The following is a 21,690-nucleotide window of genomic DNA, read 5'->3' as shown; positions in this document are numbered from 1 at the left end:
CCGGGTAATTAGCCAGCGATCTGACCAACGAACGGGTTCGCAAAGGTGAAGAACAGAGCGATACCAACACCGATCATGGTTACGGCGTCGAGCAGACCGGCAACGATGAACATTTTAACTTGCAGCATTGGAACCATTTCTGGCTGACGCGCTGCGCCTTCCAGGAACTTGCCGCCCAGCAGGCCGAAACCAATTGCGGTACCCAGTGCGCCCAGGCCGATCAACAGTGCAACAGCGATAGCGGTTAGACCAACTACAGTTTCCATCTTTCCTCCCGACTTTTACGTCGTATGGTTTAGGTTTTTTAGATTAAAGCGGTAAAACAAATCGTTTCAGGTGCCCTGTGAAGAGCCCCTTCCCGTATTACCGGGAAGGACATCAGACTAGTCGAGACTGGCCTTAATGGTTTTCTTCGTGCGCCATCGACAGGTAGACGATGGTCAGCATCATGAAGATGAACGCCTGCAGGGTGATGATCAGGATGTGGAACACAGCCCACGCCCACTGCAGAACAACGCCCAGGCCGCTCAGCCAGAGCAGGCCGCTGCCGAACATCACAGCGATCAGAATGAACACCAGCTCACCGGCATACATGTTGCCGAACAGACGCAGAGCCAGAGAGATCGGCTTGGCGATCAGGGTCACGAATTCCAGCAGGAAGTTCACCGGGATCAGCAGGGCCTGAACGAAAACGTTCTTGCTGCCGAACGGGTGCAGGGTCAGTTCGCCGATGAAGCCGCCGATGCCCTTGACCTTGATGCTGTAGAAAATGATCAGTGCGAAAACCGAGAGCGCCATGCCCAGCGTCGCGTTCGGGTCGGTAGTCGACACGGCACGGAACGGGATGTGGTGGTCGCCGGTGATCAGGATGGCCAGCTGAGGAATCCAGTCGACCGGTACCAGGTCGACGGCGTTCATCAGGAACACCCAGACGAAGATGGTCAGTGCCAGCGGTGCAATCACCGGGCTACGGCCATGGAAGCTGTCTTTCACGCTGCCATCGACGAATTCGACCAATACTTCAACGAAGTTCTGCAAAGCACCCGGCTGACCCGACGTCGCCTTTTTTGCCGCCATGCGGAAAAGAAGAACGAAGATCAGACCCAGCGCGACCGACCAGCCGAGGGTATCGACGTGGAAAGCCCAGAAGCCCATTTCTTTGGCTTCTGCTGCGGTGTGGGCAAAGCCCCAGCCGCCGTTGGGTAGCTGACCGAAGGTCAGGTTCTGCAAGTGGTGCTGGATATAGCCCGAAGCGGTTGTCTCTGCCATGGTTGCCTCAAACGCCCTAAGGTCTCGAAAGTCTTGTTCTCATCAGCAGGGGAGCGAACCAGCTGACCGACTGCGTCAGCACGAACACGCCGAATACTGCTACCGGCGCCAGTGGCTTCACACCTGCAAACACCAGTGCAAAGAGCACTGCCGTCAAAATAAGTTTGCCTGCCTCGCCGGCATAAAAAGACCGGACGATGGACTGGGCTGCTCGGGCGCCGGAAAACCGAAATGCCTTGTGAGCGAAATATACATTGGGCAGCAAGGCTATCAGGCCTCCGCAAAGTCCCGAGTATCCGGCAACGACTCCGTGCCATTGCCAGAGCGCCAAAGCGCCAATGAGCAAAATGACAAATTGAGCCATCAACACCGGAAAAACCGCCAAGCGATGGAACGGCAGGCGGTTTGGCTTGCGGGTTTCCATCACGATTGCTCTCCAATGGTCGGCTGCCAGAATTCAATAACTTGGCATAATTTGTGCCGACAAAATGCGCGCAGAGTATAGGGGCGCTTCTGCCCCTATTCAACTGTCAGGTAGTGATTTCCGACTGCTCGCTACATGAGGAAATGTTTCAGCGGATGTGTGCGAGCACACCTTGAAGCTCATCGAGGGAGTTGTAACCAATCACCAACTGCCCTTTTCCCTTCTTGCCGTGGCGAATCTGCACCGCAGAGCCTAGGCGCTCGGCCAGACGCTGTTCGAGGCGGGCGATATCCGGGTCGGGTTTGCTGGCTTCGACAGGCTCCGGTTTACCACTCAACCACTGGCGAACCAGTGCCTCGGTTTGGCGCACGGTGAGGCCGCGTGCGACAACATGTCGCGCCCCCTCCACCTGCTGATTGTCCGGCAGACCGAGCAAAGCACGGGCATGACCCATTTCCAGGTCACCGTGGGACAACATGGTCTTGATGACTTCCGGCAGCGCAATAAGTCGCAACAGGTTAGCCACAGTGACGCGAGACTTACCCACAGCCTCGGCGACTTGTTGCTGAGTCAGCTGGAATTCCTGCTGCAACCGTTGCAACGCGACCGCTTCCTCGATCGGATTGAGATCTTCACGCTGAATGTTTTCGATCAGCGCTATGGCGATCGCGGTTTCATCCGGTACGTCGCGAACCATCGCCGGAATGGTTTCCTGCCCGGCCTGCTGACTGGCGCGCCAGCGGCGTTCACCGGCGATGATTTCAAAGCGGCCGCCACCAATCGGACGAACCACGATCGGCTGCATCACGCCCTGTGCCTTGATCGACTGCGCCAACTCTTCGAGCGCCTGCGGGTCCATATCCCGGCGTGGCTGATACTTGCCACGCTGCAGCAGGTCCAGTGGCAGGTGCTGCAGTTCACGGGTATCCGCTTGCGCCGCTTGTTCTTCCAGCGCACCGACAGTCGGACCACTCAGCAGTGCATCCAGTCCACGTCCGAGACCTCGTTTCTTGACGGCCATGGGGATTCCTTAAGTTGCCTGAGCAGCGGCGATACGTGAATTTTTGCGCTGACGGCGAACCATTTCGCCCGCCAATGCCAGATAAGCCAATGCGCCGCGCGATTGCTTGTCGTAGGCCAGAGCCGGCATGCCGTAACTCGGCGCTTCAGCCAGACGAATGTTACGCGGGATCACCGTGTCGTAGAGTTGATCGCCGAAGTGCTCTTTGAGCTGCGCCGAAACGTCGTTCATCAGGCTCAGGCGCGGGTCGTACATGGTCCGCAGCAGGCCTTCGACTTTCAGGTTGGGATTGAGCAGTTCAGCGATGCGCTTGATGTTATCCACAAGGTCGCTCAAACCTTCCAGCGCAAAGTACTCGCACTGCATGGGGATAATCACGCCATCAGCAGCCACCAATGCGTTCAGTGTGAGCATCGACAGGGACGGCGGGCAGTCGATCAGAATGTAATCGTAGTTTTCACGGATCGGCGCCAGCGCGCTGCGCAGGCGGCTTTCCTTCATCTGCATTTCCAGCAGAACCACTTCGGCCGCCGTCAGATCGCGGTTGGCCGGCAGTAGTTGATAACCGCCATGCTCGGAGTAGTGCATGGCCTGAGTCAGATCGCATTCGCCGATCAGCAGGTCATAGACCGAGTTTTCCAGGCCATGTTTATCCACACCGCTACCCATGGTGGCGTTGCCCTGTGGATCGAGATCGATCAACAGCACCCGGCGCTTGGTCGCGACCAGGGATGCTGCGAGGTTGATGCAGGTGGTGGTCTTGCCCACACCACCCTTCTGGTTCGCTATCGCGAATACCTTAGCCATTCTTGCTTGTGTTCCCAATCATGCCGTGCGGCGCAGTATCAGCAGATGGCGTTGGCCTTGGCAACCGGGTACGGCCAAGGCGTGTTCGCTATCGAGTTTGAAGTCTGCCGGCAATGCTACCAGCTCATCGGCCGGATGAACGCCCTTCATTGCCAGCCAGCGTGTATCGGCGTCGCCCAGATGGCGAGTCCAGTTGGTGAAGTTCTCCATGCTGCTGAACGCCCGGGAAATAATCCCGTTGAAGGGTTGTTCTGGCTGCAAAGCTTCGACGCGACTGTGGATAACTTGGAGGTTATCCAGTTTCAGTTCGAGTTTGACCTGGGTCAGGAAGCGGGTTTTCTTGCCGTTGCTGTCCAGACAGGTCACTTGCGAGTCTGGATACAGGATCGCCAACGGGATGCCCGGCATGCCGCCACCACTGCCAACATCGAGCCAGCGGCCGTTTTCGATGAACGACATCACACTCAGACTATCGAGCAGGTGGCGAGAAACCATTTCGTCAGGATCGCGAACAGCCGTGAGGTTGTAGGCCTGGTTCCACTTGATCAACAGGGCCAAATAACCCAGCAGCAATTCATGCTGGGTTTCACTGAGATTGACACCGAGCTCACGGGCTCCTGTGGATAACTCTTCAGCGTGTTGCGAAGTGACCTTAGAACTCAAGCGCTTTGCTCCAACTGACGGCCCGCGCCGCGTTTTTTCAAATGAATCATCAACAGCGAAATGGCCGCTGGGGTCACGCCAGGGATACGCGAAGCTTGGCCCAGCGTCTCTGGACGCGTCGCGCCGAGCTTGCTCTGGATCTCCTTGGAGAGACCGGAAATGTTGGTGTAATCGATATCCACAGGCAGTTTCGTGTCTTCACTGGCGCGCAGACGGGCGATTTCGTCCTGTTGACGGTCGATGTAGCCGGCGTATTTGGTCTTGATCTCAACCTGTTCGGCAACCTGGGGGTCTTCGGCACCGTTGCCGGTCACTTCGACCAGACCAGCGTAGTCGATTTCCGGACGGCTCAAGAGGTTGAGCAAGTTGTATTCGTGGGTCAGCGGCGTACCGAATTTTTCCGCAATCGCATCGCCCTGCTGCGTGCCGGGGCGAACCCAGGTGCTTTTCAGGCGTTGCTCTTCGAGTTCGATGCTTTCGCGTTTCTTGCAGAAGGCCGCCCAACGCGCGTCATCGACCAGACCCAGTTCACGACCTTTTTCGGTCAGACGCAGGTCGGCGTTGTCCTCGCGCAGGATCAGGCGGTACTCGGCACGGGAAGTGAACATTCGGTAGGGTTCTTGGGTACCGAGGGTGATCAGGTCATCGACCAATACGCCGATGTACGCTTCATCACGACGCGGACACCAGGCTTCTTTGCCCTTCGCACGCAATGCGGCGTTGGCTCCGGCGAGCAAACCCTGGGCCCCGGCTTCTTCGTAACCGGTGGTGCCATTGATTTGCCCGGCGAAGAAAAGACCGCCGATGACTTTGGTTTCGAGGCTGTACTTCAAGTCACGCGGATCGAAGTAGTCGTACTCGATCGCATAACCCGGACGCATGATGTGCGCGTTTTCCATGCCGCGGATCGATTGCACGATCTGCAATTGCACGTCGAACGGCAAGCTTGTGGATATCCCGTTCGGATACAGCTCATGGGTGGTCAAACCTTCCGGTTCGATAAACACCTGATGGCTTTCCTTGTCGGCAAAGCGGTGAATCTTGTCTTCGATCGACGGGCAATAACGCGGGCCAATGCCTTCGATTTCGCCGGCAGCGGAATACATCGGCGAACGATCGAGGTTCGCGGCAATGATTTCGTGGGTGCGGGCATTCGTGTGAGTAATCCAGCAGCTGACCTGGCGTGGATGCTGTTCTTTGTTGCCCATGAACGACATCACCGGGATCGGCGTATCCCCTGGCTGCTCGGTCATCACCGAGAAATCCACAGACTTGCCGTCGATACGCGGTGGCGTACCGGTTTTCAAACGACCGACACGCAGTGGCAGTTCACGCAAACGGTGAGCCAGGGCAATCGACGGTGGATCACCGGCGCGGCCACCGGAAAAATTCTGCAAACCGATGTGGATAAGTCCGCCGAGGAACGTACCGGTGGTCAACACCACGGAGTCTGCGAAGAAACGCAGACCCATTTGCGTAACAACACCGCGCACTTGTTCCTGCTCGACAATCAGGTCGTCAGCAGCCTGTTGAAATATCCACAGGTTCGGCTGGTTTTCCAGAATTTCGCGGACAGCGGCTTTGTAAAGAATGCGGTCCGCTTGTGCACGGGTTGCACGTACGGCCGGGCCTTTACGGCTGTTCAAAACGCGAAACTGGATGCCGCCCTTATCGGTAGCCATGGCCATCGCACCGCCGAGGGCGTCGATTTCCTTGACCAGATGGCTTTTGCCAATGCCACCGATGGCCGGGTTGCAACTCATGGCACCGAGGGTTTCCACGTTATGCGTCAGCAACAGGGTTTTTGCCCCCATACGTGCTGAGGCCAGTGCTGCCTCGGTACCGGCATGACCGCCGCCGATGACGATCACTTCAAAACGGGAAGGGAAATCCACCACGCACCTCGTGCCTGCTTAAGTAGGTCATTCAGGAATAGTTTGAGATCAGGTTTTTGGACCCGGTCGGCAAGTATAGGGACTTCGCCCTTCCTAAAGAACCCTTTGCACAAAATTTAACCAGCTGTGGAGAACTCGCGGTTAAAAAAATAAAAAAGAAAGAAATTTATAAAATCTTTGTTTTTATGTTTATTCTTACTGACCACCATTTCTGTGGATAGATCTCTACAGGCCTTTATATTCAATATGTACAGAGATTCAAAACCCTGTGCCCATGTGCCAATGAAGCCCTTGGATAACCGGTGTAAGCCTGTGGATGAAAGGGGTGGTTATCCACAGAGGGGTTTATATCCAGTTTTCGGGCCCTGTTATCAACTGACCTTAGAGGCAGTTATTCACAGGGCTTAATCCACAGAAATCTGATGAATGAGCGCGCGACGGGTACAGGGAATCCGCTCAGGAAGAAGAAATCTGCCCGGCACTCAAGGAGGGATTTATAAAAAGAGGGAGTCAGACAGGCCGTGAACAGGCCTGTCTGTGAACAGCAGGGGGGTTATTTTCCGATGCAGAAGCTGGAAAAGATCCGTCCGAGCAGATCATCGGAGCTGAATGCTCCGGTGATTTCACCTAGCGACTGCTGAGCCTGACGTAAATCTTCAGCCAACAACTCGCCAGCGCCAGCCAAGGTTAATTGCGCACGACCGTGTTCAAGGGCCGCACTGGCGTGGCGTAAGGCTTCCAGGTGTCGCCGTCGGGCACTGAAACTGCTTTCCGAGGTTTGTTCGTAGCCCATGCAGGCCTTGAGATGTTCGCGCAGCAATTCAAGGCCTTCGCCCGCCGATTTGGCACTCAGGCTGATAGTCACATGGCCGTCATCGCTGACTTCCAGAGCAATCGCTTCACCGGTCAGGTCTGCCTTGTTACGGATCAGGGTCACTTTGGCGGGATCGGGACGGATTTCGAGGAATTCGGGCCACAAGGCGAACGGATCCAGCGCTTCTGGAGCCGTCGCATCGACTACCAGCAGCACACGATCGGCTTCACCAATAGCTTTCAAAGCGCGCTCGACACCGATTTTCTCCACCTGGTCGTCGGTATCACGCAGACCGGCGGTATCGACTACGTGCAGCGGCATGCCATCGATGTGGATGTGTTCGCGCAAGATGTCTCGGGTAGTACCGGCAATCTCGGTAACGATCGCAGCTTCGCGCCCGGCCAATGCGTTAAGCAGGCTGGACTTGCCGGCATTCGGCCGTCCAGCGATCACCACCGTCATGCCGTCACGCAGCAAGGCCCCCTGGCCGGCTTCGCGCAGCACTGTGGATAATTCATCACGCACCTTGTCGAGCATGCTCAGCACATGGCCATCGGCGAGGAAGTCGATTTCTTCTTCCGGGAAGTCGATGGCGGCTTCGACGTAGATGCGTAGACCGATCAACTGTTCGGTGAGGTTATGCACACGTTGGGAAAACGCACCCTGCAAGGAGCGCAGGGCGTTGCGCGCAGCCTGTGCAGAACTGGCTTCGATCAGGTCCGCGATGGCCTCGGCCTGGGCCAGGTCGAGTTTGTCATTGAGGAACGCTCGCTCGCTGAATTCCCCCGGGCGAGCCAAACGGCAACCCAGTTCGAGACAACGTTTGAGCAGCATATCGAGCACGATCGGGCCGCCGTGGCCCTGCAATTCCAGTACGTCTTCACCGGTGAACGAGTTAGGCCCTGGGAAGTACAGCGCCAGTCCTTCGTCCAACACCTGCTGATCGTCGCTGTAAAACGGCCCGTAATGGGCGTAACGCGGTTTCAGTTCGCGGCCGCAGATGGCTTTGGCCGCAACACTGGCCAGCGGCCCGGAAATACGGACAATGCCCACACCGCCACGACCTTGAGCGGTGGCAACGGCTGCAATGGTTTCACGAGGTGTGCTCATAAACCGGAATCCAGACAAAAGTGACAGATAGCAAAACGCCCCACTAGGGGGCGTTTTGAGTGGTGTTATCCACAGAGCAAGTTACGCCTCGGCTTTTTTCGTCGCCGCTTCGATCTTACGCGTGATGTACCACTGCTGGGTAATCGACAGGCAGTTGTTCACAACCCAGTACAGCACCAGACCAGCCGGGAACCACAGGAAGAAGAAGGTGAAGATGATTGGCATCATTTTCATGACCTTCGCCTGCATCGGATCCGGAGGAGTCGGGTTCAACTGCTGCTGGATGAACATGGTTGCACCCATGATGATCGGCAGAATGAAGAATGGATCCTTGATCGACAGGTCAGTGATCCACAGCATGAATGGCGCTTGGCGCATTTCCACGCTTTCCAGCAGAACCCAGTACAGCGAAAGGAAAACCGGCATCTGCACGAGGATCGGCAAGCAGCCGCCCAGTGGATTGATCTTCTCTTTCTTGTACAGCTCCATCATGGCTTGCGACATTTTCTGCCGGTCATCGCCATGTTGTTCTTTCAGTGCAGCCAGTTTCGGCGCAACGGCACGCATGCGCGCCATCGATTTGTAGCTGGCAGCCGACAGAGGGAAGAAAAGCCCTTTGATCAGCATGGTCAGGAAGATGATCGACCAGCCCCAGTTACCCACAATCGCGTGGATGTGTTGCAGCAGCCAGAAGATTGGCTGGGCAATGAACCAGAGGATGCCGTAGTCGACAGTCAGTTCCAGACCTGGGGACAACTCTTTGAGCACTGCCTGGCTTTTCGGACCTGCGTACAGAACAGCACTGGTTTCAACTTTGGCACCTGGTGCAGCGGTCAGCGTAGGACCGGTGTAACCGATGATGTAGTTGCCTTTGCTGTCTTTACGGGTCTGGACGATGTTGTTTTCGCCCTTGGCCGGAATCCATGCAGTCACGAAGTAGTGTTGCAGCCAGGCTACCCAACCACCGGTGACGGTTTCTTTGAGTTGACCCTTGTCCATGTCCTTCATGGACACTTTCTTGTACGGCTCCGAACTTGTCCACAGGGCGGCGCCCAGGTAAGTCGCGGTACCGGTAGCAGTAGTGGACGAAGGATCGGCGCTGTTGTCGCGCTTCAACTGGGCGAACATCGCGCCGTTCCAGGGCTGAGCGCTCTGGTTATCCACAATGTAGGAAACGGCTACGTCATACAGGCCACGTTTCAGGGTGAAACGCTTGATGTAATTGACGCCGTCCTTGCTGAACTTCAGGTCTACGACCAGTTGGTCCTGACCGTCAGCCAGTTGATAAGTATTCTTCTCCGAGGAGTAGACCGGGCGACCTGCCGGATTTGCGTCCGGACCGTTGGTGCCGATCAGACCGCTTTGCGCCAGATAAACACGCTCGCCGCCGTTATCGAACAGCTGGAAAGGAACGTCCGGACGATCCTGACGACGTGGATACAGAGGCAAGGTCAGTTGAGCAACGTCACCACCTTGTGGATCGATCGCGAGATCGAGCACGTCGGTTTTGATCTGGATCAGATCCTTGCTGGCGGCTACCGGTGTTTCGGCAGGTGCGCTGGTATCGCTTGCGGCACGCGGAATATCGTCACTGGCTTCAGCATTATTGCCAGTGGCGGTGTCCGGCAAACCGGATGTAGTCGTACTGGAAGCAACATTCTGAGTCGGCAGGGCAGCTTGGCCATAGTCCTGGTTCCATTTAAGAACCATAACGTAGGACACGATTGCCAGGGCGACGATCAGGATCGTGCGTTTGATATCCATGATTACTCGGCCATCGAAGAAGAACGGGAGGTAGGGATAGGTGGAACCGGGTCATAACCACCGGGATTCCACGGATGACAGCGACCTAAACGACGAAAGGTCAGCCAGCCACCGCGCAGAAGGCCATGATTTTCAATGGCTTCATACGCGTAGCAGGAACAACTGGGGTAGAAGCGACAGTGACTGGCCATCAGGGGACTAATGGCATAGCGATAAAACTGGATCGGAACGAGGGCCAGTTTACGCATCTGAACTGTCTACCCCTACAGTTTCGGTTTTGACTGCTGGAACTGGCTTGCTACGTGCCAAACGCTTCCAGAGTTTGCCGAAATGCTGAATCAATTCGGGGTTTTCTACATCACCTAAACCTTTGCGCGCGACGATAACGATATCCCAACCAACCAGTGAATCCTGGTGAAGACGGAACGATTCGCGCATCAAACGTTTGAGGCGATTGCGCTCAACGGAGAGCTTTACGCTCTTTTTCCCGATAACCAGCCCGAGACGGGGGTGATCAAGATCGTTGTTGCGTGCAAGGAGCAGGAGATTTTTCCCCGGAACCTTGCCGGTAGGGGAGTCAAAGACTGCCTTGAAATGCCGGGCGGTAAGCAGACGCTTTTCCCGACTGAAGTCCTGACTCACCTCCAGTGCCGGATTATCAAACTGCCAGACGCGCACGACCTTTGGCGCGACGACGCGACAGGACGGCACGACCGTTTTTGGTAGCCATGCGAGCACGGAAACCGTGGGTACGAGCGCGTTTGATAGTGCTTGGTTGGAAAGTACGTTTCATGTCGTGTTACCTGGTTCGTCCACAACGGGCCGGAATGGCCCCCGTTTTAAGAGACCGGGGATTCTAGAGAAAGCAAGCCTTCAGGTCAATTTCCAACCAACGTTTCCTTATAAATAGATCTCGAGGCGTCTTTGGCCGACACCGTGTTCGCCATACATAAAAATAAAGAAGGGAATTATTTAAAGCTTTTCTGTAAAGCTTATAAAAGCTAGGGCCGGGTCTAGCTGTGGATAACTGGCATCAGCCCTTGTTTTACGTCGTGTACAGCAAATGACAACTACAGTGGAAAACGGTGTTCAGCCTGTGCTGCGCTGTCGGATAAGCTGTGTGTGAAATGGGTAGTTATCCACAGGGTGGTTATCCACCGAGTTTAGCCCCCACTTGTCCAATGCCCTTAGAGGTGGTTATCCACAGAGCTTATTCACACACCGTTGGTCGCCTTTTTTCCAGTTAACGCATTGATAAATCATGTTCACCGGGCAACCTGCATGTGGATAAGTAAACGGCTCGCCGCTACAATGGCCGCTTGTTTTTGCCTCACCGGCTTTCAACTTAGGGGATATCCGTGTCAGTGGAACTTTGGCAGCAGTGCGTGGAGCTTTTGCGCGAGGAGCTGCCTGCCCAACAATTCAACACCTGGATCCGTCCACTACAGGTCGAAGCCGAAGGCGACGAGTTGCGCGTTTACGCACCGAACCGTTTTGTCCTGGACTGGGTCAACGAAAAGTACCTGGGACGCGTCCTTGAACTGCTGGATGAGCATGGCAACGGCATGGCGCCAGCGCTTTCCTTATTAATAGGCAGCAAACGCAGTTCGGCACCTCGTGCAGCTCCCAATGCTCCGTTGGCCGCCGCGCAAGCTTCCCAGGCCCAGGCAAATGCCGCGCCGGTCAGCACGCCGGCGCCCACCCCGACGGCAGCTGCGGCCAAGCGCGCTACGCAGAAAACCGCCGAAGTCAGTGAAGAGCCGTCCCGCGACAGCTTCGATCCGATGGCCGGTGCCGCGTCGCAGCAAGCCCCGGTTCGCGCCGAACAGCGCACCGTGCAGGTCGAGGGTGCGCTCAAGCACACCAGTTATCTGAACCGCACGTTCACCTTCGAGAATTTCGTCGAAGGTAAGTCCAACCAACTCGCCCGAGCGGCAGCCTGGCAAGTGGCAGATAACCCCAAGCATGGCTACAACCCGCTGTTCCTTTATGGTGGCGTGGGTCTGGGTAAAACCCACTTGATGCACGCTGTGGGTAACCATCTATTAAAGAAGAACCCGAATGCGAAGGTCGTGTACCTGCATTCGGAGCGTTTCGTGGCCGACATGGTCAAGGCACTGCAACTGAACGCGATCAACGAGTTCAAGCGTTTCTACCGTTCAGTGGACGCTTTGCTGATCGACGATATTCAGTTCTTCGCCCGCAAAGAGCGCTCGCAGGAAGAGTTTTTCCACACCTTCAACGCCCTGCTTGAAGGTGGCCAGCAGGTCATCCTCACCAGTGACCGCTACCCGAAAGAAATCGAAGGCCTTGAAGAACGCCTCAAATCCCGCTTCGGGTGGGGGCTGACGGTTGCCGTCGAGCCGCCGGAACTGGAAACCCGTGTAGCGATCTTGATGAAAAAGGCCGATCAGGCCAAAGTCGAGTTGCCTCACGACGCAGCGTTCTTCATCGCTCAGCGAATTCGCTCCAACGTCCGCGAACTGGAAGGTGCGCTGAAACGCGTGATCGCCCACTCGCACTTCATGGGCCGCGACATCACCATCGAGCTGATTCGCGAATCCCTGAAAGACCTGTTGGCGTTGCAGGACAAACTGGTCTCTGTGGATAACATTCAGCGCACTGTCGCCGAGTACTACAAGATCAAGATCTCCGACCTGCTGTCCAAGCGCCGTTCGCGCTCGGTGGCTCGTCCGCGTCAGGTCGCCATGGCATTGTCCAAGGAACTGACCAACCACAGCTTGCCGGAAATCGGCGATGTGTTTGGCGGTCGCGACCACACGACTGTTTTGCACGCCTGCCGCAAGATCAACGAACTTAAGGAATCCGACGCGGACATCCGCGAGGACTACAAGAACCTGCTGCGTACACTGACCACTTGATGAACACCAGCGCAGCTTATTAAGGCAAGGGACTAGACCATGCATTTCACCATTCAACGCGAAGCCCTGTTGAAACCCCTGCAACTGGTCGCAGGCGTCGTTGAGCGCCGACAGACCTTGCCGGTACTCTCCAACGTGCTGCTGGTTGTCGAAGGCCAGCAACTGTCGCTGACCGGTACCGATCTGGAGGTCGAGCTGGTTGGTCGTGTGCAACTTGAAGAGCCGGCCGAAACAGGCTCCATCACCGTGCCTGCGCGCAAGCTGATGGACATCTGCAAAAGCCTGCCTAACGACGCGCTGATCGACATCAAGCTCGACGAGCAGAAGCTGGTGGTGAAGGCCGGTCGCAGCCGCTTCACCCTGTCGACGCTGCCGGCCAACGATTTCCCTACGGTTGAAGAGGGCCCGGGTTCGCTGACCTGCAGCCTCGAGCAAAGCAAACTGCGTCGTCTGATCGAACGCACCAGCTTCGCCATGGCCCAGCAGGACGTACGCTATTACCTCAACGGTATGCTGCTTGAAGTCTCGGCCGGCGTCATCCGCGCCGTGGCCACCGACGGTCACCGTCTGGCGATGTGCTCGATGCAGGCCGATATTGGTCAGCCGGATCGCCACCAGGTGATCGTGCCGCGCAAAGGTATTCTCGAACTGGCGCGTCTGCTCACCGAGCCGGACGGCAACGTCAGTATCGTTCTTGGCCAGCACCACATCAGAGCTACTACTGGTGAATTCACCTTCACCTCGAAACTGGTCGACGGTAAGTTCCCGGACTACGAGCGTGTTCTGCCCAAGGGCGGCGACAAGCTAGTGTTGGGCGATCGTCAGGCGCTGCGTGAAGCGTTCAGCCGTACTGCGATTCTGTCCAACGAGAAGTACCGTGGTATCCGTCTGCAACTGGCCAGTGGTCAGTTGAAGATCCAGGCCAATAACCCGGAGCAGGAAGAAGCGGAAGAAGAGGTGGGCGTTGAATACAACGGCGGCTCCCTGGAAATTGGCTTCAACGTGAGCTATCTGCTCGACGTGCTGGGCGTAATGACTACCGAGCAGGTTCGTCTGATCCTGTCCGACTCCAACAGCAGTGCGCTGGTGCAAGAGTCTGACAACGACGATTCGGCTTACGTTGTCATGCCGATGCGCCTGTAATCAGCTGACTCTGGATGTCCTTAAGTCGTGTTTCGGTCACCGCGGTACGCAATCTGCACCCGGTGACCTTCTCCCCATCCCCCCGCATCAATATCCTTTACGGCGCCAACGGCAGCGGCAAAACCAGTGTTCTGGAAGCCATTCATCTGCTGGGGCTTGCCCGTTCATTTCGTAGCACGCGGCTGTTGCCGGTCATCCAGTACGAACAACTCGCTTGCACCGTGTTCGGTCAGGTTGAATTGGCCGAGGGCGGGCACAGTGCACTGGGGATATCCCGCGACCGTCAGGGCGAGTTTCAGATCCGCATCGACGGCCAGAACGCCCGTAGCGCCGCGCAACTGGCAGAAATCCTGCCGCTCCAGTTGATCAACCCGGACAGCTTTCGTTTGCTCGAAGGCGCGCCCAAGATTCGCCGGCAGTTCCTCGATTGGGGCGTGTTTCACGTCGAGCCGCGCTTCATGGCCACTTGGCAGCGCTTGCAGAAGGCCCTGCGCCAGAGAAACTCTTGGCTGCGGCATGGTACACTTGACGCCGTTTCGCAAGCGGTTTGGGACAGGGAGTTGTGCCAGGCCAGCGCTGAAATAGATGAATACCGTCGCGCTTACATCAAAGCCTTGAAACCAGTCTTTGAACAAACCTTGAGTGAACTGGTTGAACTCGAAGGTTTGACGCTTAGCTATTACCGAGGCTGGGACAAAGACCGGGAACTGAGTGCCGTACTTGCCGGATCCCTGCAACGGGATCAGCAAATAGGTCATACCCAGGCCGGACCACAACGGGCTGATTTGCGTCTTAGATTGGGCGCACACAACGCCGCGGACATTTTGTCCCGGGGTCAGCAGAAGTTGGTGGTCTGTGCCTTGCGGATTGCCCAGGGGCACTTGGTTAGCCAGGCCCGCCGCGGCCAGTGTATTTATCTGGTGGATGACTTGCCGTCCGAATTGGACGAGAACCACCGTCGCGCGTTGTGCCGCTTGCTGGAAGACTTACGCTGCCAGGTTTTTATCACCTGTGTAGATCATGAATTATTGAGGGAAGGCTGGCAGACGGAAACGCCAGTCGCCCTGTTCCACGTGGAACAGGGCCGTATCACCCAGACCCACGACCATCGGGAGTGAAGGCATTGAGCGAAGAAAATACGTACGACTCAACGAGCATTAAAGTGCTGAAAGGCCTGGATGCCGTACGCAAACGTCCCGGTATGTACATTGGTGACACCGACGATGGTAGCGGTCTGCACCACATGGTGTTCGAAGTGGTCGACAACTCGATCGACGAAGCCCTCGCCGGCCACTGCGATGACATCAGCATCATCATCCACCCGGATGAGTCCATCACCGTTAAAGACAACGGTCGTGGCATCCCGGTAGACGTGCATAAAGAGGAAGGCGTTTCCGCCGCTGAGGTCATCATGACCGTCCTCCACGCTGGCGGTAAGTTCGACGACAACTCCTACAAAGTATCCGGCGGTCTGCACGGTGTAGGTGTTTCCGTAGTGAACGCGTTGTCCGAAGAACTGGTACTGACCGTTCGCCGCAGCGGCAAGATCTGGGAACAGACCTACGTCCACGGCGTGCCTCAGGCACCGATGGCCATCGTTGGCGACAGCGAAACCACCGGCACCCAGATTCACTTCAAGCCATCGGCTGACACCTTCAAGAATATCCACTTCAGCTGGGACATCCTGGCAAAGCGTATTCGTGAACTGTCCTTCCTCAACTCCGGTGTCGGCATCGTCCTCAAGGATGAGCGCAGCGGCAAGGAAGAGCTGTTCAAGTACGAAGGTGGTCTGCGTGCGTTCGTTGAATACCTGAACACCAACAAGACTGCGGTCAACCAGGTGTTCCACTTCAACATCCAGCGTGAAGACGGCATCGGCGTGGAAATCGCCCTGCAGTGGAACGACAGCTTCAACGAGAACCTGTTGTGCTTCACCAACAACATTCCGCAGCGCGACGGCGGTACTCACTTGGTGGGCTTCCGTTCTGCACTGACGCGTAATTTGAATACCTATATCGAAGCCGAAGGCCTTGCGAAGAAACACAAAGTCGCAACCACCGGTGACGATGCCCGTGAAGGCCTGACCGCGATCATCTCGGTGAAAGTGCCGGATCCGAAGTTCAGTTCCCAGACCAAAGACAAGCTGGTCTCTTCCGAAGTGAAGACCGCGGTCGAACAGGAAATGGGCAAGTACTTCTCCGACTTCCTGCTGGAAAATCCGAACGAAGCCAAGCTGGTCGTCGGCAAGATGATCGACGCCGCCCGTGCCCGTGAAGCGGCGCGCAAGGCCCGTGAAATGACCCGCCGCAAAGGCGCGCTGGACATCGCCGGTCTGCCAGGCAAGCTCGCGGACTGTCAGGAAAAAGACCCTGCGCTGTCCGAACTGTACCTTGTGGAAGGTGACTCCGCGGGCGGCTCTGCCAAGCAGGGACGTAACCGCAAGACCCAAGCGATCCTGCCGTTGAAGGGCAAGATCCTCAACGTCGAGAAAGCACGTTTCGACAAGATGATCTCTTCCCAGGAAGTGGGCACCTTGATCACCGCGCTGGGCTGCGGCATTGGTCGCGAAGAGTACAACATCGACAAGTTGCGCTATCACAACATCATCATCATGACCGATGCTGACGTCGACGGTTCGCACATTCGTACCCTGCTGCTGACCTTCTTCTTCCGTCAGTTGCCAGAACTGATCGAGCGCGGCTACATCTACATCGCCCAACCGCCGCTGTACAAAGTCAAAAAAGGCAAGCAAGAGCAATACATCAAAGACGACGACGCCATGGAAGAGTACATGACGCAGTCGGCCCTGGAAGATGCGAGCCTGCACCTGAACGAAGAAGCCCCAGGCATTTCTGGCGGAGCGCTGGAGCGTCTGGTAAATGACTTCCGCATGGTAATGAAGACCCTCAAGCGTCTGTCGCGCCTGTACCCACAGGAACTGACCGAGCACTTCATCTACCTGCCGGCCGTGAGCCTGGAAACGCTCGGCGACCACGCCGCGATGCAAGAGTGGCTAGCCCAGTACGAAGTCCGCCTGCGCACCAATGAGAAGTCCGGTCTGGTCTACAAGGCCAGCCTGCGTGAAGATCGTGAACGCGGCGTTTGGCTGCCAGAAGTCGAACTGATCTCCCACGGCCTGTCGAACTACGTCACTTTCAACCGCGACTTCTTCGGCAGCAATGACTACAAAACTGTCGTCACCCTCGGCGCTCAACTGAGCACTCTGCTCGACGAAGGTGCCTACATCCAGCGTGGCGAGCGCAAGAAAGCGGTTACCGAGTTCAAGGAAGCTTTGGACTGGCTGATGGCTGAAAGCACCAAGCGCCATACCATTCAGCGATACAAAGGTTTGGGCGAAATGAACCCGGATCAGCTGTGGGAAACCACCATGGACCCAAGCGTGCGTCGCATGCTGAAAGTCACCATCGAAGACGCCATTGGCGCAGACCAGATATTCAACACCCTGATGGGTGATGCGGTCGAACCTCGCCGTGACTTCATCGAGAGCAATGCTTTGGCGGTTTCGAACCTGGACTTTTGATTTCGTTGTCGATGGGCACATTAACTGTCGCAAGTGGGCGAGTTACTGTCGCTTTCTAGAGAAATCCCCGGCCTTGGTGGCGGGGTTTTCTCTGTGGCGTAGCCTATTCAAAGCAATACACACCGTGCTCCAAGGCCTCGTTTGGGCTTTATGGGCTATGTGATGGAACATGGTTGCGGCTTCATCGAAACAAACCGCATCCTTTGATTGGCTGATTGGCTGATTGGCTGATTGGCTGATTGGCTGATTGGCTGATTGGCTGATGTAGGTGGGCAAAGTTAACCGCCACTTCGGTCAAAGTTATGCGATTTGACTAAAGTTAAAGGCCTAAGACCTTGCAAATAAACCCCGGTTGATCGAAAGGTCTATCGGGTTTTTTTTGGCTGTCGTCAGTCATGCCAATTGTTAGACTGTCCGGATTTTGCGCCCGTGAAGCGCCTCGCGTATTCAAAAGGAATTCCCTCAAATGTCAGCCCTTTCAGCCTTGCTCAACGCCTACCGCACCGCCTCAATAAGCGAGCGAGAAAAAGGCATGTACTTCGAAGAACTGATTTGCACCTATCTGCGCAACGAGGCGACGTATTGCGATTTATATGAGCAGCTGTGGACATATTCCGACTGGGCTAAGGAACAAGGGTTAGACGGTCGCGACACCGGCATTGATCTCGTAGCGAAAACCCATGGCACCGGCGAGTTTCACGCTATCCAGTGTAAGTTCTATGCAGACAACTACCGCATCCAGAAAAGCGACATCGACAGCTTCTTTACCGCATCTGGCAAAAAACCTTTCACCCATCGAGTCATCGTAACCACCACCAATAACTGGAACGAACACGCCGCCGACGCCCTGCAAAACCAGCAGCCGCCAGTGAGCAAGATTGATCGCCAAGACTTGGAAAACAGCCAGATTGACTGGGCGCGATATCAGCCCAATCAAGCCGTAGCCTTCAAAGCTAAGAAGCAACTGCGTGATCACCAGAAGCGCGCCCTGCTATCCGTTGCCAGCGGCCTGGAAAATGCCGACCGGGGCAAGCTGATCATGGCTTGCGGCACCGGCAAAACCTTCACTAGCCTGAAGATTGCCGAACAGTTGGCGGGTGCCGGCAAACGTGTGCTGTTTTTGGTACCCAGCCTGTCTTTGCTGTCGCAAACTCTAACCGAGTGGACGCAAGAGAGCGAAACCCCGTTGCACAGCTTTGCCGTTTGCTCCGACAGCGACGTGGGCAAGAAGCGCAAGAAAGACGATGACGCCGTACAAACCTTTGCCCACGAATTGCGCTACCCGGCCACCACCCAGCCAGGCAAGTTAGCCGGCGAGATGCTCAAGCGTCATGACGACCAGCACATGAGCGTGGTGTTCAGCACCTACCACTCCATTGCCGTGATCAGCGATGCTCAACACCAGCATGGTCTGGCCAACTTTGATTTGATCATCTGCGACGAAGCCCACCGCACCACCGGAGCCACCTTTGGCGACGATGACGAAAGCGCTTTCATTAAAGTCCACAACGCCGATTACATTCGCAGTGCCAAGCGTCTGTACATGACTGCCACGCCGCGCATCTATGGTGAGCTGGCCAAGGCGAGTGCTGAGAAAGATGATGTTGCGCTGTGCTCCATGGATGACGACAGCCTGTACGGCAGAGAGCTATTCGTTATCACCTTCAGCGAAGCGGTAAAGGCCGAACTACTGGTGGATTATAAAGTGCTGGTGCTGGCCATGGATGAAAAGCACATAAGCAGCCGCCTGCAAAAACTGCTGGCCGACGACGACAACCAGATAAAGCTGGAAGATGCCGCCAAAATCATCGGCTGCTGGAAGGCCTTGAGCAAGCAAGACACCCGCGAAGACCTCGTAGACGATGGCGACCCCATGCGCCGTGCCGTGGCTTTCTGCCAGGTGATCGAATACCAGAAGTTTGCTAGAACCCACAAGGTAAGCTCTAAGAACATCTCCAGCATGTTTGACCAGGTGGTTGAAGCGTACAAAGCCAGCAACCCAGAAAACACCGACACCGCCGCCACGCTAATCTGCGAGGCCTCCCATGTGGATGGTGGCATGACTGCCAGCCAGAAAGAGGCCGAACTCGACTGGCTCAAGGCCGAGGTGCCCGATAACACCTGTCGCATTCTCAGCAACGTACGCTGCCTGTCTGAAGGCGTGGACGTGCCCGCCTTGGACGCTGTGTTGTTCCTCACTCCACGCAATTCACAAGTGGATGTTGTTCAATCGGTTGGACGAGTCATGCGCAAGGCGGAGGGCAAGAAACGGGGCTATGTGATTCTACCGGTCGTTATCCCCTCGGGTATGGCTCCCGAGGAAGCGTTAAACGATAACAAGACCTACAAGGTCGTCTGGCAAGTGCTGCAAGCTCTGCGCTCACACGATGACCGCTTCGACGCTATGGTCAATAAGCTTGACCTGATCGGCAGTGACCCCACCAAGATGGAAGTAATCGCCGTCACCGAAAAGCTCAACAAAAAGTCCGACCGTAGCAATGCCGGCAAAGACGATGGCAGGGACACCTATGGCATCGGTACAGGTGGTGGTAAGTATGACCACGGCCCCGCTCCTGAACAGTTTGGCCTAGAGTTTGAAATTGGTGAAATCGAGCGCGCCATCTACGCCAAAGTGGTACAGAAGTGCGGCAATCGTAGTCACTGGGAAATATGGGCCAACGACATCGCGAAGATTGCTCGCACCCACATCACTCGTATCAGCAGCATCATCGAAGACGAAGCTAACACCCGGGAGCGCGAAGCCTTCTTTAGCTTTGCTGGTGAGCTGCGCGACGACTTGAACGACAGTATCAGCGACAGCGAAGTGATCGAGATGCTCGCCCAGCACCTGATTACCAAACCAGTGTTTGACGCGCTGTTTGAGGGTTATAGCTTTGCCAGTAATAACCCCATGTCCTGCGCCATGCAAAACGTCCTAGATGTGCTGCAAGAGCATCGGCTGGACAAAGAAGCTGACACCCTCAATCGCTTCTACGACAGCGTGAAAATGCGCGCCGAGGGCATCGAAAATGCCGAAGGCAAACAGAGAATCATCGTCGAGCTGTATGATAAGTTTTTCAGCAATGCCTTTCCGCGTATGAGGGATCGACTGGGTATCGTCTACACCCCAGTAGAAGTGGTGGATTTCATAATCCACAGCGTTAACGAGATCCTGCAACGTGAGTTCGGCCAAACCTTGGGCAGCGATGGTGTGCATATCATCGACCCTTTCACTGGCACTGGTACCTTCATCACTCGCTTGCTGCAAAGCGGGCTGATCAGCAAAGAGCAGCTCCAGAACAAATACCAAGGCCAAATCCACGCCAACGAAATCGTCCTGCTGGCCTACTACATTGCTGCTATCAATATCGAAGCCGTGTATCACAGCATTGTCGGTGGCGCGTATCAGCCTTTCGAGGGCATCTGCCTAACCGACACCTTCCAGCTGTATGAAAAAGACGATCTGGTCAGCGAGTTGTTGGTGGACAACAGCGCTCGCCGCACTCGTCAGAAAGCCCTGGACATTCGGGTAATCATTGGCAATCCGCCTTACTCGGCAGGGCAAACCAGCGCCAACGACAACAACGCCAATGTGGCTTATCCACTGCTCGATAGCCGAATTCGTGACACCTATGCCGAGCGCTCGACGGCGACACTTAAAAACGCCTTATACGACTCCTACATTCGTGCCATCCGCTGGGCGTCTGATCGTATTGGCGACAGTGGTGTAATTGGCTTTGTTACCAACGCTGGCTTTTTGGAGGCCAACACCGCCAATGGTTTGCGTCAGTGTTTGGCCGAAGAATTTTCCAGTATTTATGTGTTTCATTTGCGCGGTAATCAGCGGACTTCTGGTGAGCTTTCTCGAAAGGAAGGAGGCAAGATTTTTGGTAGCGGTAGCCGTGCCCCGATTGCCATTTCACTGCTAGTCAAGAACCCAGTCGCCCAGCAACATGGGAAAATTTACTGGCACGATATTGGCGACTACCTCACTCAGGCCGAGAAGCTGGATAAGATCAGCGCCTTTGCCAGCATTGCTGGGATCGACGCCGTAAGCGGCTGGCAGTCCATCATCCCTGACGAGCATGGCGATTGGGTCAACCAGCGCGATGATCGGTTTGGCGACTTTATCGTTCTGGGCGACAAGAAAAACACATCCACAAAGGTGCTTTTTGAGAACTACTCTAGGGAAGGTCTGAAGTAAGACCTTCTTTTTCCAGCAAATCGGGCGTCAGGCTGTAAAAAAGAGAGCACTTCGCTGAAACTCTAGAAATATCGACTTTTTTCGATGAATAAGCCTGTTTTAAGCACTTATTAATCCTTAATTTCCATACTGCGGACGCACCTGTCCTATAGG

General features: G+C 55.7%; 16 protein-coding genes and 1 pseudogene. 5 read left to right on the top strand and 12 right to left on the bottom strand.

Going from position 1 to position 21,690, the window contains the following annotated elements; all coding sequences use genetic code 11:
• Window positions 1-8 precede the first annotated feature (8 nt).
• The 12 genes from atpE to rpmH all read right to left on the bottom strand — a co-directional run bounded on the left by atpE (window position 9) and on the right by rpmH (window position 10,560).
• On the bottom strand, window positions 9-266 hold the full coding sequence (atpE, locus tag K5E40_RS25915) for a F0F1 ATP synthase subunit C (protein ID WP_003097235.1): 258 nt from the start codon (window positions 264-266) through the stop codon (window positions 9-11).
• A gap of 133 nt (window positions 267-399) precedes the next feature.
• A complete protein-coding gene (atpB, locus tag K5E40_RS25910; protein WP_221733260.1) occupies window positions 400-1,269 on the bottom strand; it encodes a F0F1 ATP synthase subunit A in 870 nt (289 codons plus the stop codon).
• A 16-nt stretch (window positions 1,270-1,285) separates the two neighbouring features.
• On the bottom strand, window positions 1,286-1,693 hold the full coding sequence (locus tag K5E40_RS25905; RefSeq protein WP_221733271.1) for a F0F1 ATP synthase subunit I: 408 nt from the start codon (window positions 1,691-1,693) through the stop codon (window positions 1,286-1,288).
• A 148-nt stretch (window positions 1,694-1,841) separates the two neighbouring features.
• The gene (locus tag K5E40_RS25900; protein ID WP_221733259.1) at window positions 1,842-2,714 is read right to left on the bottom strand and encodes a ParB/RepB/Spo0J family partition protein; all 873 of its coding nucleotides are present in this window, start codon (window positions 2,712-2,714) and stop codon (window positions 1,842-1,844) included.
• 9 nt (window positions 2,715-2,723) lie between these two features.
• Window positions 2,724-3,521, bottom strand: coding sequence for a ParA family protein (locus tag K5E40_RS25895; protein WP_221733258.1), 798 nt, complete (start codon window positions 3,519-3,521; stop codon window positions 2,724-2,726).
• Window positions 3,522-3,539: 18 nt separating this feature from the next.
• Window positions 3,540-4,184: a 16S rRNA (guanine(527)-N(7))-methyltransferase RsmG gene (rsmG, locus tag K5E40_RS25890; protein ID WP_221733257.1), complete on the bottom strand. Its 645-nt coding sequence runs from the start codon at window positions 4,182-4,184 to the stop codon at window positions 3,540-3,542.
• A complete protein-coding gene (gene mnmG / locus K5E40_RS25885; RefSeq protein ID WP_221733256.1) occupies window positions 4,181-6,079 on the bottom strand; it encodes a tRNA uridine-5-carboxymethylaminomethyl(34) synthesis enzyme MnmG in 1,899 nt (632 codons plus the stop codon). Before mnmG ends, rsmG begins: the two co-directional genes overlap by 4 nt.
• A 553-nt stretch (window positions 6,080-6,632) precedes the next feature.
• Window positions 6,633-8,003, bottom strand: a complete 1,371-nt coding sequence (mnmE, locus tag K5E40_RS25880) for a tRNA uridine-5-carboxymethylaminomethyl(34) synthesis GTPase MnmE (RefSeq protein ID WP_221733255.1) — start codon at window positions 8,001-8,003, stop codon at window positions 6,633-6,635.
• Window positions 8,004-8,084: 81 nt separating this feature from the next.
• Complete coding sequence (gene yidC, locus K5E40_RS25875) at window positions 8,085-9,767, bottom strand: membrane protein insertase YidC (protein WP_221733254.1); 1,683 nt, start codon at window positions 9,765-9,767, stop codon at window positions 8,085-8,087.
• A 2-nt stretch (window positions 9,768-9,769) separates the two neighbouring features.
• Window positions 9,770-10,015 carry a membrane protein insertion efficiency factor YidD gene (gene yidD / locus K5E40_RS25870; RefSeq protein ID WP_010465488.1) on the bottom strand — a complete coding sequence of 82 codons (246 nt, stop codon included), beginning with the start codon at window positions 10,013-10,015 and terminating at the stop codon, window positions 9,770-9,772.
• On the bottom strand, window positions 10,008-10,409 hold the full coding sequence (rnpA, locus tag K5E40_RS25865; RefSeq protein ID WP_221733270.1) for a ribonuclease P protein component: 402 nt from the start codon (window positions 10,407-10,409) through the stop codon (window positions 10,008-10,010). The genes yidD and rnpA overlap by 8 nt, the downstream gene beginning before the upstream one ends.
• Window positions 10,410-10,425: 16 nt before the next feature.
• Window positions 10,426-10,560: a 50S ribosomal protein L34 gene (gene rpmH / locus K5E40_RS25860; RefSeq protein ID WP_003213577.1), complete on the bottom strand. Its 135-nt coding sequence runs from the start codon at window positions 10,558-10,560 to the stop codon at window positions 10,426-10,428.
• 565 nt (window positions 10,561-11,125) lie between these two features.
• On the opposite strand from rpmH, the gene dnaA reads away from it, so the two are divergent.
• The 5 genes and pseudogenes from dnaA to K5E40_RS25835 form a co-directional block, all read left to right on the top strand.
• A complete protein-coding gene (dnaA, locus tag K5E40_RS25855; protein WP_221733253.1) occupies window positions 11,126-12,649 on the top strand; it encodes a chromosomal replication initiator protein DnaA in 1,524 nt (507 codons plus the stop codon).
• A gap of 39 nt (window positions 12,650-12,688) precedes the next feature.
• A complete protein-coding gene (gene dnaN, locus K5E40_RS25850) occupies window positions 12,689-13,792 on the top strand; it encodes a DNA polymerase III subunit beta (RefSeq protein WP_221733252.1) in 1,104 nt (367 codons plus the stop codon).
• Window positions 13,793-13,806: 14 nt separating this feature from the next.
• Window positions 13,807-14,910 (top strand): DNA replication/repair protein RecF, encoded by a 1,104-nt coding sequence (gene recF / locus K5E40_RS25845; protein WP_150595884.1) that lies wholly within the window; start codon window positions 13,807-13,809, stop codon window positions 14,908-14,910.
• A gap of 5 nt (window positions 14,911-14,915) precedes the next feature.
• Complete coding sequence (gyrB, locus tag K5E40_RS25840) at window positions 14,916-17,333, top strand: DNA topoisomerase (ATP-hydrolyzing) subunit B (RefSeq protein ID WP_221733251.1); 2,418 nt, start codon at window positions 14,916-14,918, stop codon at window positions 17,331-17,333.
• 466 nt (window positions 17,334-17,799) lie between these two features.
• Window positions 17,800-21,519, top strand: a pseudogene (locus K5E40_RS25835) (DEAD/DEAH box helicase); the annotation flags it as partial.
• Window positions 21,520-21,690: the final 171 nt, after the last annotated feature.

It is taken from the genome of Pseudomonas baetica (genome assembly GCF_019733355.1).
GTDB lineage: Bacteria > Pseudomonadota > Gammaproteobacteria > Pseudomonadales > Pseudomonadaceae > Aquipseudomonas > Aquipseudomonas baetica_A.
Note: the sequence above shows the minus strand (reverse complement) of the source record. Positions and strands in the feature narration are given on the sequence as shown.

Bases quoted from the DNA above. Each gene is read 5' to 3' on its own strand.
- K5E40_RS25900 (WP_221733259.1), bottom strand. From the start codon at position 2,714: ATGGCCGTCAAGAAACGAGGTCTCGGACGTGGACTGGATGCACTGCTG.
- atpB (WP_221733260.1), bottom strand. From the start codon at position 1,269: ATGGCAGAGACAACCGCTTCGGGCTATATCCAGCACCACTTGCAGAAC.
- K5E40_RS25905 (WP_221733271.1), bottom strand. From the start codon at position 1,693: ATGGAAACCCGCAAGCCAAACCGCCTGCCGTTCCATCGCTTGGCGGTT.
- dnaN (WP_221733252.1), top strand. From the start codon at position 12,689: ATGCATTTCACCATTCAACGCGAAGCCCTGTTGAAACCCCTGCAACTG.
- recF (WP_150595884.1), top strand. From the start codon at position 13,807: ATGTCCTTAAGTCGTGTTTCGGTCACCGCGGTACGCAATCTGCACCCG.
- K5E40_RS25895 (WP_221733258.1), bottom strand. From the start codon at position 3,521: ATGGCTAAGGTATTCGCGATAGCGAACCAGAAGGGTGGTGTGGGCAAG.
- yidC (WP_221733254.1), bottom strand. From the start codon at position 9,767: ATGGATATCAAACGCACGATCCTGATCGTCGCCCTGGCAATCGTGTCC.
- mnmE (WP_221733255.1), bottom strand. From the start codon at position 8,003: ATGAGCACACCTCGTGAAACCATTGCAGCCGTTGCCACCGCTCAAGGT.
- yidD (WP_010465488.1), bottom strand. From the start codon at position 10,015: ATGCGTAAACTGGCCCTCGTTCCGATCCAGTTTTATCGCTATGCCATT.
- rpmH (WP_003213577.1), bottom strand. From the start codon at position 10,560: ATGAAACGTACTTTCCAACCAAGCACTATCAAACGCGCTCGTACCCAC.
- atpE (WP_003097235.1), bottom strand. From the start codon at position 266: ATGGAAACTGTAGTTGGTCTAACCGCTATCGCTGTTGCACTGTTGATC.